This is a genomic window from Treponema succinifaciens DSM 2489 (genome assembly GCF_000195275.1).
Taxonomy (GTDB): domain Bacteria; phylum Spirochaetota; class Spirochaetia; order Treponematales; family Treponemataceae; genus Treponema_D; species Treponema_D succinifaciens.
The window spans coordinates 248,126-264,661 of sequence record NC_015385.1 but is presented as its reverse complement, the minus strand read 5'-3'; the positions used below and the strand labels follow the sequence as shown (position 1 = coordinate 264,661).

At 38.3% G+C, this 16,536-nt stretch carries 17 protein-coding genes; 3 read left to right on the top strand and 14 right to left on the bottom strand.

Annotated features, from left to right (window positions below):
• On the top strand, positions 1-393 hold the full coding sequence (locus tag TRESU_RS01230) for an acyl-CoA thioesterase (RefSeq protein WP_013700510.1): 393 nt from the start codon (positions 1-3) through the stop codon (positions 391-393).
• 2 nt (positions 394-395) lie between these two features.
• Here TRESU_RS01230 and TRESU_RS01225 read toward each other — a convergent pair whose 3' ends face one another.
• Positions 396-671 carry a hypothetical protein gene (locus tag TRESU_RS01225; RefSeq protein ID WP_041611869.1) on the bottom strand — a complete coding sequence of 92 codons (276 nt, stop codon included), beginning with the start codon at positions 669-671 and terminating at the stop codon, positions 396-398.
• 163 nt (positions 672-834) lie between these two features.
• Between TRESU_RS01225 and hflX the strand changes: the two genes are divergently transcribed.
• Together hflX and TRESU_RS01215 are read left to right on the top strand one after the other, a co-directional pair.
• Positions 835-2,124, top strand: coding sequence for a GTPase HflX (gene hflX / locus TRESU_RS01220; protein ID WP_041612126.1), 1,290 nt, complete (start codon positions 835-837; stop codon positions 2,122-2,124).
• Positions 2,121-2,618: a flagellar basal body-associated FliL family protein gene (locus TRESU_RS01215; RefSeq protein WP_013700507.1), complete on the top strand. Its 498-nt coding sequence runs from the start codon at positions 2,121-2,123 to the stop codon at positions 2,616-2,618. The genes hflX and TRESU_RS01215 overlap by 4 nt, the downstream gene beginning before the upstream one ends.
• 42 nt (positions 2,619-2,660) lie before the next feature.
• Here TRESU_RS01215 and rnhA read toward each other — a convergent pair whose 3' ends face one another.
• The 13 genes from rnhA to TRESU_RS01150 form a co-directional block, all read right to left on the bottom strand.
• Complete coding sequence (gene rnhA / locus TRESU_RS01210) at positions 2,661-3,119, bottom strand: ribonuclease HI (protein WP_013700506.1); 459 nt, start codon at positions 3,117-3,119, stop codon at positions 2,661-2,663.
• Between the two features lie 22 nt (positions 3,120-3,141).
• Complete coding sequence (locus TRESU_RS15880) at positions 3,142-3,648, bottom strand: DnaJ domain-containing protein (RefSeq protein ID WP_013700505.1); 507 nt, start codon at positions 3,646-3,648, stop codon at positions 3,142-3,144.
• 62 nt (positions 3,649-3,710) lie between these two features.
• Complete coding sequence (locus TRESU_RS01200; protein WP_013700504.1) at positions 3,711-4,268, bottom strand: Smr/MutS family protein; 558 nt, start codon at positions 4,266-4,268, stop codon at positions 3,711-3,713.
• 14 nt (positions 4,269-4,282) lie between these two features.
• A complete protein-coding gene (locus tag TRESU_RS01195; RefSeq protein WP_013700503.1) occupies positions 4,283-5,665 on the bottom strand; it encodes an SH3 domain-containing protein in 1,383 nt (460 codons plus the stop codon).
• Complete coding sequence (locus TRESU_RS01190; protein ID WP_013700502.1) at positions 5,617-7,233, bottom strand: VWA domain-containing protein; 1,617 nt, start codon at positions 7,231-7,233, stop codon at positions 5,617-5,619. The genes TRESU_RS01195 and TRESU_RS01190 overlap by 49 nt, the downstream gene beginning before the upstream one ends.
• Positions 7,230-8,231 carry a VWA domain-containing protein gene (locus TRESU_RS01185; protein ID WP_013700501.1) on the bottom strand — a complete coding sequence of 334 codons (1,002 nt, stop codon included), beginning with the start codon at positions 8,229-8,231 and terminating at the stop codon, positions 7,230-7,232. Before TRESU_RS01185 ends, TRESU_RS01190 begins: the two co-directional genes overlap by 4 nt.
• 135 nt (positions 8,232-8,366) lie before the next feature.
• Positions 8,367-9,413, bottom strand: a complete 1,047-nt coding sequence (locus TRESU_RS01180; protein WP_013700500.1) for a hypothetical protein — start codon at positions 9,411-9,413, stop codon at positions 8,367-8,369.
• 9 nt (positions 9,414-9,422) lie between these two features.
• On the bottom strand, positions 9,423-10,301 hold the full coding sequence (locus tag TRESU_RS01175) for a DUF58 domain-containing protein (protein WP_013700499.1): 879 nt from the start codon (positions 10,299-10,301) through the stop codon (positions 9,423-9,425).
• On the bottom strand, positions 10,298-11,287 hold the full coding sequence (locus TRESU_RS01170; RefSeq protein WP_013700498.1) for an AAA family ATPase: 990 nt from the start codon (positions 11,285-11,287) through the stop codon (positions 10,298-10,300). The genes TRESU_RS01175 and TRESU_RS01170 overlap by 4 nt, the downstream gene beginning before the upstream one ends.
• 44 nt (positions 11,288-11,331) lie before the next feature.
• Positions 11,332-12,369 (bottom strand): sugar ABC transporter substrate-binding protein, encoded by a 1,038-nt coding sequence (locus TRESU_RS01165; RefSeq protein WP_013700497.1) that lies wholly within the window; start codon positions 12,367-12,369, stop codon positions 11,332-11,334.
• On the bottom strand, positions 12,366-13,934 hold the full coding sequence (locus TRESU_RS01160) for a response regulator transcription factor (RefSeq protein ID WP_013700496.1): 1,569 nt from the start codon (positions 13,932-13,934) through the stop codon (positions 12,366-12,368). The genes TRESU_RS01165 and TRESU_RS01160 overlap by 4 nt, the downstream gene beginning before the upstream one ends.
• A complete protein-coding gene (locus TRESU_RS01155; protein WP_013700495.1) occupies positions 13,927-15,417 on the bottom strand; it encodes a sensor histidine kinase in 1,491 nt (496 codons plus the stop codon). The genes TRESU_RS01160 and TRESU_RS01155 overlap by 8 nt, the downstream gene beginning before the upstream one ends.
• The gene (locus tag TRESU_RS01150) at positions 15,414-16,379 is read right to left on the bottom strand and encodes a substrate-binding domain-containing protein (RefSeq protein WP_041611868.1); all 966 of its coding nucleotides are present in this window, start codon (positions 16,377-16,379) and stop codon (positions 15,414-15,416) included. The genes TRESU_RS01155 and TRESU_RS01150 overlap by 4 nt, the downstream gene beginning before the upstream one ends.
• Between the last annotated feature and the right edge of the window lie 157 nt (positions 16,380-16,536).

The following is a 16,536-nucleotide window of genomic DNA, read 5'->3' as shown; positions in this document are numbered from 1 at the left end:
ATGACTTACACAACAAATCTTACAGTCCGCTCTTACGAATGCGACAGCTACAGCCACGTAAACAACGCGGTTTATTTAAATTATCTTGAAACAGCGCGCATGGATTATCTGCACCAGATTGGATTCAACTACAAGGGAATTGTAGAAGCCGGCTATTATCTTTACATAACGCACATTGATATTTTCTACAAGAATTCAGCGTTTCTTGATGACAACCTGATAATCGAAACAACTCCTGTAAAACTTGGAGCTGTAAGCGGAACTTTTCATCAGACTATAAAAAAAGAAGACGGACACATTTGCGCGGAAGCTGATGTAACTTGGGCTTCTGTAAAGAACAATGCGCCTGCCCGCCTTCCAAAAGAATTTATTGTAGACGGACTTCGACCGTAAATTTATTTTAAAACAGACTCAACTAAAGCCTTTAAGCCCGGATCTTGCTTTACTGATGAAGTTTCAAGATTTTCTTTTATTGTAAAGATTCCGTTCTGCTCAACAATTGCCTTAGTCATATTTTTTGCCCTTAATGATGATTTTGTAATTTTTGAAAGAAGTCCCGAAGCACAAGCATTGTTTTGCTTTGTTATTTCAAGAGCTTTTTTCATAAGTCCATGCTCCGAGGAAGAAGAGGAAGATTTACAGATTTTTTGTTCTTTTTCAAATTCCGGCATTTTCTTTTAGAGTCCTGAACTTATAAATTTTCGACATAAGGATAAAAAAGTTTAGCACATTTATTTTCCGAAAATTCCAAAGAAAAATCAAGCGAAAAGTTAGCATAATGCAAAAATTAAGGCGCACTTTCATTTGTTTATTTTAAAATGTATAATAAATTTTATGATTGAAATTCAGCAAGAGCAAGAACGCAAAGTAAAATGTCTTTTAGTCGGCGCGCCAGACAAGAAAAACGGAAATCCAGAGCCAAAGGAACTACAAAGTCTAGTGCAGACGCTGGACATGGAAATTGCCGGCACAATTGTACTTACACGCATAGAGCCAACTCCCGCCTACGGAATGGGAACAGGAAAAGCGCAGGAAATAGTAGATAAGGCAAAGGAAGTTTTTGCGGACTGCATAGTTTTTGACTGGGAAATAGATCCGTCCAAGCAGCGCAACTGGGAAAAACTTGCCAATATGCCGGTTTTTGACAGAAACGAAGTAATAATAAGAATTTTTGATTCACGCGCGCAGACAAAAGAAGCAAGCCTTCAGGTAGAACTTGCAAAACTTCAGTATTCACTTCCAAGATTAAGCCACACTTACGGAGACATGGCGCGACAAAGAGGCGGCTCATTCGGAAACAAAGGAAGCGGCGAAACTCAGCTGGAACTTGACCGCCGTCAAATAGAAGATAAAATCGTTCAGATAAAAAAAGAACTTGCACAAGTCGCAATAAACAGGAACATTCAGCGTAAGCAAAGGGAACGAACCGCAACCGCAACTTGTTCTTTGGTTGGATACACAAATGCCGGAAAGTCAAGCCTGCTAAATGCGCTCACAGGGGCGGATGTTCTTGTAGAAAACAAGCTTTTTGCAACGCTAGATCCAACCACAAGAAAATTCGCACTTTCGGAAGCCTCGTCTGTTTTAATGACGGACACAGTCGGATTTATTTCAAATCTTCCGCATACTTTAATCGACGCATTCAAATCCACGCTGGAAGAAACCTCGCTTTCTGATTTTCTTTTGATTGTGGTTGACGCTTCTGACCCTGACTGCGAAAAACAATATCAGCAAGTGCAGAAAGTTCTAAAGGAAATTCACGCTGAAGAAATTCCGCAGACTGTTGTCTTGAACAAATTCGATCTTGTAAAAGAAAAGTTCATCACGGTTTCACAGCTGAACAAGGCATTTCCAAACGCAATTCATGCAAGCGCAAAAACAGAACTCGGATTTGAAGAAATAATTTCGGTGCTTACAGAAAATCTTCTTGGCACAAAACGGAAATTCAAAATCCCAATGGAAAAAGCCGACTTGGTTGAGCTTGCAAGAAAAAACGGAACAATTGAAAAAGAAGAATGGCTTGAAAATTTTATCGAGCTGACCGCAAGAATTCCTGGAACATTCGATGAAACCGGAAATGCGACAACAAGAACGCTTTCTTTGCTAAAGGAATTTATTGTATGAATCTGAATAAATTGAATAGATTTCTTTTTGCACTGGCAGCCGCAATTCTTCTTACAATAATAATTGTTACAATTGCATTTTATATATTCACAAAAGAAAATCCTGCGAGCGCATACAGAAAATCAGATCCAAGTCCAAAAAAAATCACAAACATGAACACAGGAAAAGAAAAAAGCATGAATGCGTTTACGGACATCGGGCAGCTTAGGATTTTCACAAAACAAATTTCAGAAAAAGACGAGCAAGTTGTAATCGTTGTTTCCCCATGGTTTTCGTACCCTGCGGAAGACAAGGCTTTATTTGAAGAACTTTCACTAAAGGAACGGCAGATAAAATCGATTTTTACAAACTATTTTTCCGCGCTCACTTTCAGCCAAATCCGGGCAAAAGGAGAAAATTTAATAAAAGAAGAACTGCTTCAAAAAATAAACGAAAATCTTGTAATGGGACAAATCCGAGCGGTTTATTTCAATGATTATATCTTTATAGAGTAAAAAATATTCTCTTTACAACAAAATATTTCTTGCGAACAAATTTTACCCTTGCTTGTCCATTTCCATATTGCAAAGTTCATCGCAAATTTCGTTGTACTTTACGCCCGCATGGCCTTTGACCCATTTCCATTCGATGTCAAGAAGATTGTAAACCGAATCAAGCTGAACCCACAAATCTTTATTAAGAACAGGTTTCTTTGCAGAAGTTTTCCAGCCGTTTTTTTTCCAGTTTTGAATCCAAGAAGTTATTCCGTTTTTTACATACTGACTGTCTGAATAAACTGAAATATGCTGATTTTTCCAAAGCGTATTTTCGGCAATTGAATTTAGCGCGCTAATTGCAGCCATAAGTTCCATGCGGTTGTTTGTTGTAAGTTTTTCTCCGCCGGAAAATTTGTATTCTTTTTCGCCGTCAATTATAACGCAACCCCAACCTCCGCAGCCAGGATTTCCGCGGCAACCGCCATCTGTGTAAACAACAATGCCTGAATTATTTTCCATATAAAATTTTCCTTTCACTTTTTTATTCAGCAAGAATCCATTTTAAATTTCCTGCCGCTGATTTTATTCCATTGACTAGTCCAATAAAAAATAAAATGCCAAGCAAAAAACTCCATCTGCCGACTGTGGTAAATCCCAAGAAGCAGAACAAAATCTGAACTATGCTTAAGAAAAATCCTATTAAAGAAAAGCCTTTTTTGCTCTCTGAATTTTTTGAAGAATAAGTGTAAGTGTACTGATAATTTCTGTTGTTAAAAAAATCTGCAAAAGGGTCGCCTTGATAAAATCCGCCGTTCTGCTGAAAATTTTCAGAAAAGCCATTCATGTTGTACTGGTCGTACTGGCGGCGTTTTATTTCATCTCCTAAAACTGAATAAGCTTCGTTTATCTTTTTGAAATTTTCTTCCGCGGATTTATCGCCTGGATTTCTGTCTGGATGAAATTTAAATGCTAAATTTCTATAGGCTTTTTTGATTTCTTCCGCAGAGGCATTTTTTTCAACATTCAAAATTTTATACAAATCTTCCATATCAGCAAAAACTCTTAAAACTAAACTTACTAAAATCCATTGAATAAATCAATTGAAAAAATCTAATTTTTTATTATCACCCAAGTTGCTCCAGAGCCGCCGTGATTTCTGTCTGGATGGCCGGAAGTTCCAAGACGCTTGTCCTGCTCAATAAAAAGCCGCACAAGTTGCCCAAGAACTGGATCTGTTCCATGGCTGTGATTTCCTTTTCCGTGGATGATAAGAATTTTCTTGAGTTTCCGGATGTAGCAGCTGTCAACAAAAATCTTAAGTTTGTCCCACGCTTCTTCTCTTGTAAGCTGATGCAAATCTATTGTAGCTTCTGGAGCAAGCGTCTTTAAATAATTTATATCATTAAGTTTTTCCTGACGCGCATTTTCTTCAAAAGCCTTGTCTTTGTCTACCGTACCGTATCGCCTAAGCCAAAGTTCCATCGGATTTATGCGCTTCTGGCTGTTCTGATCCATAATCTGCTCGTAAGAATAACCTTGACGCGCGGCTTCTTTTTCTTCTTTTGTAGGAGCATTTGCTTTTTTACGGCAAATTTGAGGACCTTTATTTTTTGGAACATGATTCTTCTGAATAGAATCCCACTGCGACAAAATATCACCAAAATCCATTTTTAAATTCCTTGCTATTTTATTATATAAACATTTTCCGCCGAAACCCAACCGTAAGTATCATTATGCCTTATGTACATCCAGCCTCCCGCAGTTCTTATTATAGAAACAACGCTTCCAGCCTGAATGGTTACACCTGTTGGAGCAGTTTTTTCTGGAATCGGACTCATTGTTCCTCCTGCATAAATTCCGCGGGAAGTAAACAAATGATATCCATAAATCGACAAGAAAACTGCAAACGTAACAAACATAGAAACAAAAATTGCGCAAGTTTTTTTTCGCTTGAAAATAAAAAGCAAAACTGAAACAGCAAGCAAAATAAAAACAGCACAAAACATTATGGTAAAAAAAACAACGCTCGGCTCAACTCCAGAAGGAGAAAGTCCAACCGAAAGCTCAATTTGTCTTCTTTCTTTAAATGCCGAATTAAAAAATGGAATTGAATGGCGTTCCTTTTTATGAAGCTCAATCAAATTCAAAATATCATAATTTTTCGCTTCCGGTCTGGAAACATTTTTATCATAACTTGAAGATTCTATAAAAGCGTAGGCAAAAGGACTTTCCTGTTTTGGTTCATTGACCACTGATTTTTTTTCATGAACCTTGAAAGAAATAGGCGGACATTTTATATCATTGATTGTTCCATTGTACGAAACCGCCGTAACAAAGATTTCAGGAAGATTCCAATTTCCGGATTTTAAAGGCTGCCAGTCAAATACAGCAATAGGTTTGAATTCCGTGGAAAAAAAATCTTCATCAGAAGAATTAAACTCCCGAAGTTTTTTAAATACAGAATCTTCCGGAATATTCCAAGAAACATTTTTTACAGAATTCGCGTATTTCACATTCACTGTAAAAACAATGTGCTGCCCCTCATAAGCTTCAGCGGTTTTTCCTTTTGAAGAAATATTCAGATTGTTAAAAGAAACTGAAACCTGCGGATTTATAAATTTTGGATTTTCAAAAACTTCAACAGGATTAAACGGAATCTGATAAAAACTTCCGTTTATAACAAGATCAATCGGACTGATTTTGTAAAATCCGGTTTTTAAAAATTTCATCCAGATTGTAATTCTTGTTCCTGCTGAATATTTTTCGTTCTGTCCGTTTCCGCTTTTTATCATAACGGTTTCTTTTTTTGACGAAACAAAACTTACATTATGCGGAAGAGAATTCACGGCAAGCTGAATGCTGTCTGGAGTAACTCCTTCAATTTCAACATAAAATGAATTGTCGGTTTCTGTAAATAAAGTTTCCTGACTTTGCTTGAAACGCAAGCTCCATAGATAATTCCATGAAACTGGCTTTGCGAAAACAGGAAATGCATAAGCAACAAGCAAGACAAAAATTAATAATCGCGGGAAGTCCGTTCTGAATCTTTCTGCATATTTTTCCATTGCTGTCTTTCATCCTCCCGAATTATAGAATAAAGAGCATTTTGAATATTCTGTTCTTCTTTATTTTCTGACAAAGGCACAAGTTCCTGCGCGGATTCTCTTGAGCGTTCTGAATTTTCCCTCAACGAAAGTTCAAGATTAATTTTTGCATTTATGCTGGTGCTGTCTATTAAAATAGCTTTTTTGAAAAAATCAGTTGCCGCTTTATAATCTCCGTTACGATGCGCAATTATTCCAAAATTATAAAGGATTGCAAATTTAATTTTATCTGAAGAATTTTCGTATATTTTCGAAAATCTTTTTAACGCTGCATCAGTTTCGCCTTGCATAAGATAAGTCGAGCCAAGTCCAAATACCGCATACTGTTCAACAAGAAAATCTCCACGGGATTGTGCATTTGAAGCTGTTTCAAAAAAATCTCCGACTGCATTTTGATAATCCTGCTTAGACCAGTCAAGTTTTCCTTCAAGAATTTTTATGCCGTCATTAAAACGTGGCGAACATCCTGTAAACAAAAAAACAAGCGAAGCCATGGAAACAGATGAAATCAATTTTTTCTTTCCGCCTGCAATATCAAGCTCGCCAAAAAAAATCGAGGCAAGGAAAAATAAAATTGCAAAAGAAATAAAAAGTCCATAACGCTGAGTGCTCTGAATTTCATAAGAAACCGACGGCAACGAACCATTAAGATCAAGCATTTTTAAAATAGCGGCGGCAGAGCCCATTTCCGAGGCATCAATGTAAACAACAGAAGGCGCAGAGTTATTTCTTTTGGACGAAACAAATTTTTCCTTTAGAGATAAAATCATTTTTTCAACGCTGCCGGATCTTAAAGCTGTTTTTACTTTTGTAATTCCATCGCCCGCAAAAATTTCACTTTCACGCTCAGAGCCAAATCCGATAATAACAACAGGAATTCCGGATTTTAAACATTCAGAAAGAGAAGACTGAAGGCTGTTGTCTGTTTCTTCGCAATCGGTAAAAAGCCAGATAAATGAAGCTGCGGAAGATTGCTCTGGAAACGAAGAAAGCGCGGATTTTATTCCATTGCCAAGGCTTGTCCCCTCGGAAGTCATAAGCAAAGGCGAAAGATTTTCTATTAAACTTCTTACACTCTGAAAATCTTCTGTAAGAGGAACAGCAATAATTCCATCGCCCTTCGCAAGAACAGCGGAAACCGCGCATCCGTTCATTCTGTCCAAAAGCTCACTTGCATAACTGGAAACTGCCTGAAGTCTTGAAATTCCTCCGGGCGCATCTTTTGCTTCCATGCTATAAGAAATGTCAAACACAAGAGAGACGGCTTTTCCGTTTTTTTGTACAGGCACAGAATCTGTTCCAAATGAAATTCCTGCGAGTGCAAGAACAACGCAAATTCCACAAATGAATCTAAAAAAAGTTCTGCTCCAGAAACAAGCTGAAATTCTAAAAGAGCCGTTTTTAAATTCAAAAACTTTTCCGCAGATATTTTTTCTTAAACGAATATACCGTGCCACAACAAACAAAAGCGCAAAAACTAAAGGAATAAAAAGATAAAATGAAAATAGATTTTCAACAGAAAAATTCATAAAGTCTCCTGCAGAAGAAATCTGCGCACAATCCATGCAATGCAAGCAAAAACAACCGCGGCAATCAAAAAATATCTGTAATAAAATATATCCTGATTTTTTATGTAGTAGCTTTGAGCAATATTTTCACTTTTTGAAATTGAAGAAATAGCCTGCGACAATGCGGAAATAGATTCAATCTCAAAAAATTTTCCATTTCCCTCTGATGCAATCCGTGCAATTGAAGACGTATCAAATTTCGATTCAAGATAACCTGAATAAATTTTATTTGACTTTGGATCTACATAATCAATCGGAACAACGCCTCTTGTTCCCACACCAAGAATGTAAAGTGAAATATCTTTGTTCACGGCAAGACGAGCCGCAGTATGAGGATGAACCGCGCCTGAATTATTTTCTCCATCAGTAATAAGGACGATGCTTTTTTTAGGCGACTTTGATTTTTCAAGATGATAAATTGCGCTGCTAAGTCCAGTTCCAATCGCAGTTCCATCTCCAAGCTCTCCAACACTTACAGTTTTCAATCGGTTCAAAAAGAATTTTCTATCCATTGTGGGAGAAACTAAAACAGCGGCATTTTCAGCCATCACAACAAGCCCAAGCTCCGAGCCGCTATTCATTTCCGCCATGGAAACAATGGAATTTTTTGCAGCTTCAAGACGACTTTGCGAACCAATATCTTTTGCAGCCATTGAAGGGCTCACGTCCAAAACAAAAACAATCGACGCGCCTTTTGAAGAATAGACTTTTTGCTGAAGATGAAAAACAGGATCCGCATAGGCAAAGACAAGGCAAATGTAAAATAAGACACAAACAACTCTTCCAAAAACAGAAAGAAATTTTCTTGCATTTCCCTTCCACTTAAAATTGCTTCCGTTCCAGTCGCTTAAATTTAAAGGCAAAGAAAGCCGTGAAAAAATTTTTATATAACGCAAAATATAAAGCACCGGAATCAAAAGCAAAAGAAAAAATGCCGGAGGATTTTCAAATTCAAACACTTTTTTCTCCTATAAAAAGCCATTGAGAAAGTTTTAACTTTCGATTTGACTTTTTAGCGCAATTTTCTAGCGGAAATTGCATTTGATAAGAAAGCTTGCAACGCAAACTTTGTGAATAAAAACTTTGACACTATTTCAGACAAAATTTTTATTACACTCTCCTTTTTCGAGCAAATCAATTATCTTGTAAGTTTCCGCAACCATTGATTTTTTTTCGTTTTCAACAAACAAAGCCTGATGAGTTTCCAGTGGCAAAAGCTTAGAATCAATTGAACCGCTTGCAAACCGAATGTAGTCTGTACGCACAAAAAAACACGAAAGAGATTCTATCGCTTCACAAACTTTTTCTCCTGCAAGACCATTCAGTATGTCAAATATTTTCGCACCGACTTTTTTTCCGGGCACAGAACAAAAAGAAACTGCAAATCTAAATTCCAAGTATTCGCGCATTGCAAGCTGCCATTTTTCACAAAAGTCCTTGTCATCAATTTTCTTTTTTAAAAGCATGGAAATCTTTTTCTTTGTCCGTTTTGCATTTCTGTAAAGTTCAAACTGTTCTCTTAAAAATTTCAATTTTTTCAAAATATGCGGAAGCCTTATCAGGACAATGCAAGACAATGAAAAAAATCCGGCGACTAAAAAGCCTGCAATCCACAAAAAATAATTTGTATTTGGAAGCAAAAGAGGAGCCTGCGGAGACTTTAAATTTTTTACTTCAAGTTTTTCTACAAGCGAAAGAATTGTAACCGGCGCAAGCTGAATTCTAAAGTCAACATTTTCCCTGCCGCTGTTTTGCCCGTGGCAGAATTTTTCCAAGCTGAATTCCTTAAATTTTATTGTTCCAGTTTTCCAAGGAATTATCGTTATGTAAAGGTTGTAATTTACGCCGTTTCTAACAAGAACCGATTTTGTAACAAGGCAGTCATCCGGATTTTCTAAAAAATCACTTGAAGAAAGATTCAGTGAAAGAACTTCATCTTTTATCATTGACGGATCTGCAAAAGAAAAAAAATCTATAGGCGTTCTGAACGAATACTGAATCTGTCCGCTGTCGCCAATAAAGACATCGCGCGGAACCATAACTTGCGTTCCAAAAGCCGCTGTATTTTCATTTGGATTCTGAGCAACTAAAAACTGAATAAAAAAGCACAAGCTAAAAACAAAGCAAAGATTTTTCTTCATGCCATTTTCCTAAAATGAATGTCTGTGCCTGCTGCTGAAAAATTTTATAAGTTCTGCAGCAGGATCTTGAACAGTGCTTATAAACAAAGGAATTCCTCCGTGGCGCACGCATTCTTTAAACCAGTTTTCCTTGCGCTGCTCATTTTCTTCTCTCCATCCGCGGATAAATTTCTGACTTGAAGTCGGAAGAACTGCTTCGTATCCTGTTTCTGGATCTGCAAAAAGAACAGAGCCAACGGAAGGAATATTGTAATCAGAAGAATCAACTATATTTATTGCAATGACATCATTTTTCTGGCAAAGACGCGCAAAAGAAGCATGCCATTCCGCAGCCCTAAAATCAGAAATAACAAAGACAAGGCTTCTTTTCTTTAAAAGCTTTTCTGCACCCCTAAGCGCGCTGTCAAGAACAGAACCAGCCTTTTGTTTTTTTCTGTCAAGCTCAAAATGGGACAAAAGCATAAGCGAATGTTTTTTTCCAGATTCAGGAGAACAAAAGAATTCTAGCTCACCGTCAAAAACAACGGCGCCAACAGGACTTGAATTATAAAATGAAGCAAGCGTTAAAAGAGAAGCGCACTCCATTGCTTTTTCAATTTTTGTCTGCTGGCTTGTTCCCACGCACATTGAAAGAGAAGCGTCGGCAACTATAAAGACATCGAGTTCACGTTCTTCTTCAAAAACTTTTACAAAAGGTTTTCCCATTCTTGCCGTAACATTCCAGTCAATTGCACGCACATCATCGCCTCGTAGATATTCACGGACTCCGCTGAATTCAATTCCTCGTCCACGGTAAAGCGAACGAAATGAACCGCTTTTCATTTTTTCAGCAAGAGAAAGAGAAGACAAATGCAAAAGGGAAGCACGGCGGCTTATGTCGTTTTTCATGGAACTGGCATCAAGTCTATGATTTTTGAAATCAAGCTGTCCGCAGAAATATTATCCGCAGCAGCTTCATAATTCAAAACAAGCCTGTGCCTTAAAACCGGCTTTGCAACAGCCTGAACATCTTCCGCAAGAACAAAGCTTCTGTTTTCAAAAAGCGCATGAACTTTTGCGCATCTTAAAAGAGCAATTCCAGCACGAGGAGAAACTCCAAATGAAATGTAACGCTGAATGTCGTTGCGGCGGTTCATTTTTAATGCGACATCGGCTCTTGTAAAATTCACAATCGAAACTATGTAGGCAAGCATTTTGTCAGCAACAGTAACAGCGTCCACAGCGTCCCGGCATTTTTGAAGAGCAGCCGCGGAAAAGACTTTGTTCACAGGAATTTCATCTGCCCTGCCTTCCGACTTTATAATTGAAATTTCTTCTTCCGGCGTAGGATATGAAATAAGAAGCTTAAGCAAGAAACGGTCAAGTTCCGCTTCTGGAAGACTATAAGTTCCTTCCTGCTCAATCGGATTTTGCGTGGCAAGAACAAAAAAAGGCTCGTTCAGCTTGTAAGTTGTTTCCCCGATTGTAACCTGATGCTCCGCCATAGCCTCAAGCAGAGCAGACTGAACTTTTGCCGGCGCGCGGTTTATTTCGTCCGCAAGAACAAGATTTGAAAACACAGGTCCTTTTCTAACAGAAAATTTTCCAGTACCTTGTTCATAAATCAGCGTTCCACTAACATCAGCAGGAAGAAGATCCGGCGTAAACTGAATTCTTTTATATTCAAGTCCTGAAACATCAGCAAAAGTTTTTACCGCCAAAGTTTTTGCAAGCCCCGGAACGCCTTCAAGAAGAACATGGCCGCCTGCAATAAGAGCTGTGATGATTCCGTCCACAACATCTTTCTGGCCAACAACACGCTTTGCAACTTCCGCGCGGCATTTATTTATATAATCAAAACATTCATCAAGTTCAGCTTTTGTAACAACTTTCATTTGAACCCCAACTTTTCCTTTTTGCAACAATTATATCTATAAAACTATTCCATGTAAACTTCACCATAAGTGTGAAAACCGGAATCAATTATAACATCGTCTATATTGTTTTTTGTAACCAGCACAGGCTTTAAAAGAATCGCAGGAATTTCTGCAAAATTATTATCGATTGATTTTAAATTAGAAAGCGACTGGATTTTTTCTCCGCGTGCAACTCTCACTGAAATTTCAGCGGCAGTTCTGGCAAGATCCACAATCGGTTTGTAAACAGTAAAGTCCTGAAGCCCGCGCACAATATTTTGGCAAGCGGCAATGTCAGCATCTTGTCCGCAAATAGGAATGTGCTTATCCGGATAGTAAGTCTGCAAAACAGAAATCACGCTGTCCGCAACCGCATCGTTTCCGCAGATAATCGCGCCTGGAATTTTTCCGCTTGTAATAACGTCAAGCATTTTCTGACGGGACAAATCATAGTTCCAGTCCTGAGTGTAAAAAATTTCATTTATAATCGGCAAGGAAGTTTTTATAGTTCCGCTAAGTCCGCGCAAAAGCATTTCCATGTTGTAGTCTTCCTGCGGTCCCAAAATACAAAGCCAGTTACGCAAAGGCGCAATACGCTGAAGCTCTTTTCCCATAATCACGCCGACTTGCCCAGAATCAATCGTAATGTACAAATCAATTTTTGTGTTCAAAATCAGGCGGTCGTAGGCAATGACAGGAATATTTTTTGCACGGATTTTTTCAATTTCATCTTTAAGAGAATCTGCGACTTTTGCAAGAACAACAACCACATCCACATTTTTATCCAGAAGATACATGAGCTGTTTTTTCTGAACTTCAACATTGTTGCCCGCATTCTGAACAATAACATCCGCATCAAAATCTCTTGCGCGCGCCATAAAAACATCCAAGTCCCTTTGCCACCGTTCAATTGCAAGAGTGTCTATAGAAAATCCGATTGTAGTTTTCTTTTCATCCACAAAAGAATTTTGCTTCTGCACAGAAAAAGTTCTCTTGCTCTTTGCGCATCCGGCAAAAATAAATGCAAGAAAAACTGCCAAAACTAAAAAAGTTTTTTTCATAAGGACTCCGAATTTCTATTTGTGTTTCTAAAATCAGTTGGCGAAATTCCAAACTTGTTCTTAAAAATTCTGCTGAAATAATTCTGATCGTTGTAGCCAATTTCCGCAGAAATTTCCTTTATAGAAAGCTCGGTTTCACAAAGCATGAGCCGACCTTTTTCCAGCCGCCTGTCCGTCACATAGTTTATAAAAGTTTCGCCTGTTTCTTCTTTAAAAAGTTTGCTCAAATAAAAAGAACTTACACCTGCAAAAGAAGCCGCATCATCAAGCGAAAAATTTTCCGCGATGTGTTCCTGAATATATCCGAAGACTTTTTTTACAAGCGGATTTTCTTTTTCATCTTTTGAACTGCAAATAAAAGCCGCGCACTCGGAAAGCCTGTTCTTAAAAAAATTCAAAAGCTCCGTCTTGGAGTCAATCTTGCTCAAGTCAGAAAAAATATTTTCAAACGCAGCATTTTTCCATGAAGAACTTGCGGACTTTGCAGAATTTTTTGCTTCAATCAAAATTTCAAAAATGTTTCCTTTTATTTTATCCAGCGGAAAATTTTGCTCGTAAAGCTCCCCAATATAATGCTCTGCCAAAAACTGAACTCCGGCAGCATCACCAAGCTTTAAACGGTTCAAAATGCGCTCGCACAACTCCTGAATTTTTTCATCGCCGCTAGAAGAATTCAAAAGCTCATCAGAAAATAAAAGTCCTCCGTCTGGAGAAGTTCTGTTCAAAGCCTGAATCGCATCTTTGCAGCGGTCAGAAACTTCTTCAAGCTTGCCGGAGATGTTGCTTATTCCAGCCCGAAGCTTCTGCCCGATTTCCACAGACAAAAGCGTAAATATTTCCCTTGCCGCAGAATGAAAATCATCTTCAAAAATTTCCGCTGATTTTTCCATAGAAACAAATACAGCGACTCTATTTGTCATAAATGAGCCGGCTAAGCATTTGAATTTTTGCGAAATAATTTTTCTGATTTTTGCGCAAGCTTCGTATATATTTTTTTCAGAACCGGGAATTTCTATGCAGGCAAAAAAGAATTCATCAACTTTCATGTTAAAATAGTCAAGATAGCTTTTAAAGTCTTCGTTCTTCGCCTTGCTGAAAATGCACGAGTAAATAAAATCGCTTTCAATCATCGGGTAGACAATATCCAGTTTTTTCTGAAGCTCCAAATTTCCAGAAGTTGTTCCGTTGCGCTCGTCAACAAGATTCATGGCATTGCGAACAGTTTGAATTACAATGTTGCGGTTTACGGGCTTTGTAATATATTTGTACGCTCCAATGTTCATGGCTTCCTGCGCATACTGAAATTTATCAAACGCGCTCAAGACAATAATCACTGCGGAAGGCTTAAGACTTTTTATGCAGCTGATTGCGTCAAGTCCGCTCATTCCCGGCATATTTATGTCCATAAAAATTATGTCGATTTTTTCCCGGCTCACAATAGAAACAGCATCGCTTCCAGACAATGCAGAAAATAAATTCACCTGCCCTTCAAAATTCTTTTTGATTATAAACTGAAGCGAGTCAATCATAATCTGCTCGTCATCACAAGTTAAAATGTTATACATTTGGAATCCTGATTAAAAATTTCATTTCTGAATCATCTTCAGAAAAAATATCAAAAACATCATCACGGTGAAAATAAATTCTAAGCCGCGAAAAAACATTTATAAGCCCAATACCCGTATGCTCTCCGCCTTTGCCTTCCAAAGAATTTTCCTTTGCAGAAAGAGATTTCATTCCGCCGCTTCTTGCAGCCTTTAAAATTTCTTTACGCACAGCCGAATCAAATTTGCTGCCGTTGTCGCCCACAAGTATTTCAACAAAACCGTCAGCTTCCTTTACAGAAAGAAAAACTTTGCCCATGGAATTTTGCAAGCCATGCTGAATGCAGTTTTCAACTAGCGGCTGCAAAGTCATTGCAGGAAGCCTCTGAGAAAATTTATGCTGCTCTGGAATATTTTTTACAAACTCAAGCCTTTTTCCAAAGCGAACTTTCATAATGTAAACAAAATTGTCCACAAGCCCAAGCTCGTCATCAATACTAGCATCTTCTTTTTGCGCAATGTTGTATCTAAAAAAATCCGAAGTCTGCTCAATAAAAAAACAAGTCTTGTCCGCGCCTTCCATCATGGCAAGCTGCGCCCCGGTGTTCAATGTGTTAAACAAAAAATGCGGATTTATCTGGCTCTGAAACGCCTTGAGCTGGGCATCCGCATAAAGAGCCTGCATTTCCATCTGGCGTTCCCTAAGCTCGTTTTCAGTTCTAGCCTTTTCCCAAATTTTGTCTATGTATTCTCTTATGCTGATTATCATTCTGTCAAAAGCGCGGCAGATGTTTCCAATTTCATCATGCGACTTTTTGTTAAAAAGCGGAACATCAAAATCCTGCTGAGCCACACGGAGCGCAACCGAAGAAATTTCCGCAAGAGGCCGAGTGATTTTTCCTATAAGAAGATTCAGCAAGGCAAGAATAAAAACAAAGAAAAGCGCAAAGAAAACTGCATAAACCTTAAAAAGCAAATTTATATTGTTTCTGTCCGCAGCGTAAAATTCGGCGTTGTTCTGCATATAGAGAATGTTCAGCTTTTGAATTTCCTCCAAAAGAAATCTGTAGCATTCAAGGCTCTGCAAATAAAAATTTCCGCTTGTGCTGTTTGCCCTTCGTTCTGCAACTGCTTTAGAACTATAATATAGAAAAGACTGCGCAAGCTGATTCACAACATATTCTTTTTGGCGCACTTCATTTGTAGACGGAGAATCCTGCATCGCATCGCAAAGATCTTCAACTCTGGCTAAACTTGCATAATAAGCGTCAATGCTTTCAAATGTTCTATATTCAATGTAAAGTTCAAGTGAATTTTCAAGACGAGCCAAATCATTTGCAAACACATTCAGCTCGGAATTTGACTTGTAGGATTCGCCCACGGATTTTAAAACGTAATGTTCCATAAGCATTGTAAGCGCAAGGCTCGCACTCATTATAAGAAAGGCGGCAACTATGCTTGCCATGATTTTCCATCGAAGGCTTTTGTTTTCTGCAAGCTTCATTTTTTTTCTGCCCTCCTTACTTGAAGGTCAGCTGTAATGTAGCTGTTCGCATAGCCTTTGTTTCTGTATTCAAAAAGTTCCGCCATTGCCGTTCTTCCGATTTTGTTAAGATTGAACGAAACAAGCTTAGAAAGAATTCCTTTTTCAAGATACATTGTTACAGTTTCATTTTCACCATAGCCTAAAATTTTTATGCGTCCAGAAGCAGGAGAGGCTGCAACAAGCTGAAGAGCCATAATCGTGTCTTCTTCTGTAAGACAGACAACGGCGCAGCAGTCAGTTTTTCCATGCAGAAGAACTTCTTCCACACTTTTTTTGTTTTCCTTGAGCGACTTGTCAAACACTTCAAAATTTGAAATTCCCCTAGCTTTGTAATAATCCATTAGGCTGTCTAAAAGATTGCTGTGGTTCGGGCTGCCTGAAATTCCGCTTATAACGATATATGCTTTTCCACTTGGCTCAAAAAGCTCTTCGGATTCAATGCCGATTCTGCGCCCAAGATTTGAATAGTTGCTTCCGATAAAAGAAATCTGCGGATTTTCTGCAAGATAATGTCCGATTGTTATAACAGGAATTTCTGTGCCGTCAATGCGGCTTACTGATTCAAACGGAAGCGATGAAGGGCTTACATAGGCAATGATTCCATCCGCATTTACAAACGAACCGTAGTCAATTAAAGACTGAAGCGAAATATTTTCCGCAAGGGAATCCGGGGACTTTAGTTCCACCAGCGCGCTATAGTCATGGCTCATGCTTTTTGCGCCTTCAAAAATCTGGTTAAGGAAAACGGAACTGTCAGCCTGCCCCACAACAAGAATATGGTAGTTTCTGTCTTCGCCTTCAAATTCCGCGCCATGAGTAGAAATTCCAGAGACAATGCGCATAAGAAAAAAAATTCCCGCCGCAAAAAGAACAGCAAGCGGAACCGCCGCCTTTAGCACAAAACCATTTTTATCTTTCACTGGATTTTTCCCCATAAACGCAATAAAATAATAACAGTTTTATATCTGAATGTCATTATCCGCTTTTCTTTGCCAGAAATCTTCCCGAACGGTAACAAAAGATTTAAATTACCTTTAAAATACATAGATTTTACCGTTCGGGAATGCTATAATTGCC

Excerpts from the sequence above, each read along its gene's own strand:
- TRESU_RS01200 (WP_013700504.1), bottom strand. The coding sequence starts at position 4,268 with ATGGATTTTGGTGATATTTTGTCGCAGTGGGATTCTATTCAGAAGAAT.
- rnhA (WP_013700506.1), bottom strand. The coding sequence starts at position 3,119 with ATGGAAAATAATTCAGGCATTGTTGTTTACACAGATGGCGGTTGCCGC.
- TRESU_RS01165 (WP_013700497.1), bottom strand. The coding sequence starts at position 12,369 with ATGAAAAAAACTTTTTTAGTTTTGGCAGTTTTTCTTGCATTTATTTTT.
- TRESU_RS01225 (WP_041611869.1), bottom strand. The coding sequence starts at position 671 with ATGCCGGAATTTGAAAAAGAACAAAAAATCTGTAAATCTTCCTCTTCT.
- TRESU_RS01230 (WP_013700510.1), top strand. The coding sequence starts at position 1 with ATGACTTACACAACAAATCTTACAGTCCGCTCTTACGAATGCGACAGC.
- TRESU_RS01155 (WP_013700495.1), bottom strand. The coding sequence starts at position 15,417 with ATGAAGCTTGCAGAAAACAAAAGCCTTCGATGGAAAATCATGGCAAGC.
- TRESU_RS01175 (WP_013700499.1), bottom strand. The coding sequence starts at position 10,301 with ATGAAAAACGACATAAGCCGCCGTGCTTCCCTTTTGCATTTGTCTTCT.
- TRESU_RS01190 (WP_013700502.1), bottom strand. The coding sequence starts at position 7,233 with ATGAATTTTTCTGTTGAAAATCTATTTTCATTTTATCTTTTTATTCCT.
- TRESU_RS15880 (WP_013700505.1), bottom strand. The coding sequence starts at position 3,648 with ATGGAAGATTTGTATAAAATTTTGAATGTTGAAAAAAATGCCTCTGCG.
- TRESU_RS01215 (WP_013700507.1), top strand. The coding sequence starts at position 2,121 with ATGAATCTGAATAAATTGAATAGATTTCTTTTTGCACTGGCAGCCGCA.
- hflX (WP_041612126.1), top strand. The coding sequence starts at position 835 with ATGATTGAAATTCAGCAAGAGCAAGAACGCAAAGTAAAATGTCTTTTA.
- TRESU_RS01180 (WP_013700500.1), bottom strand. The coding sequence starts at position 9,413 with ATGAAGAAAAATCTTTGCTTTGTTTTTAGCTTGTGCTTTTTTATTCAG.
- TRESU_RS01160 (WP_013700496.1), bottom strand. The coding sequence starts at position 13,934 with ATGTATAACATTTTAACTTGTGATGACGAGCAGATTATGATTGACTCG.
- TRESU_RS01195 (WP_013700503.1), bottom strand. The coding sequence starts at position 5,665 with ATGGAAAAATATGCAGAAAGATTCAGAACGGACTTCCCGCGATTATTA.
- TRESU_RS01170 (WP_013700498.1), bottom strand. The coding sequence starts at position 11,287 with ATGAAAGTTGTTACAAAAGCTGAACTTGATGAATGTTTTGATTATATA.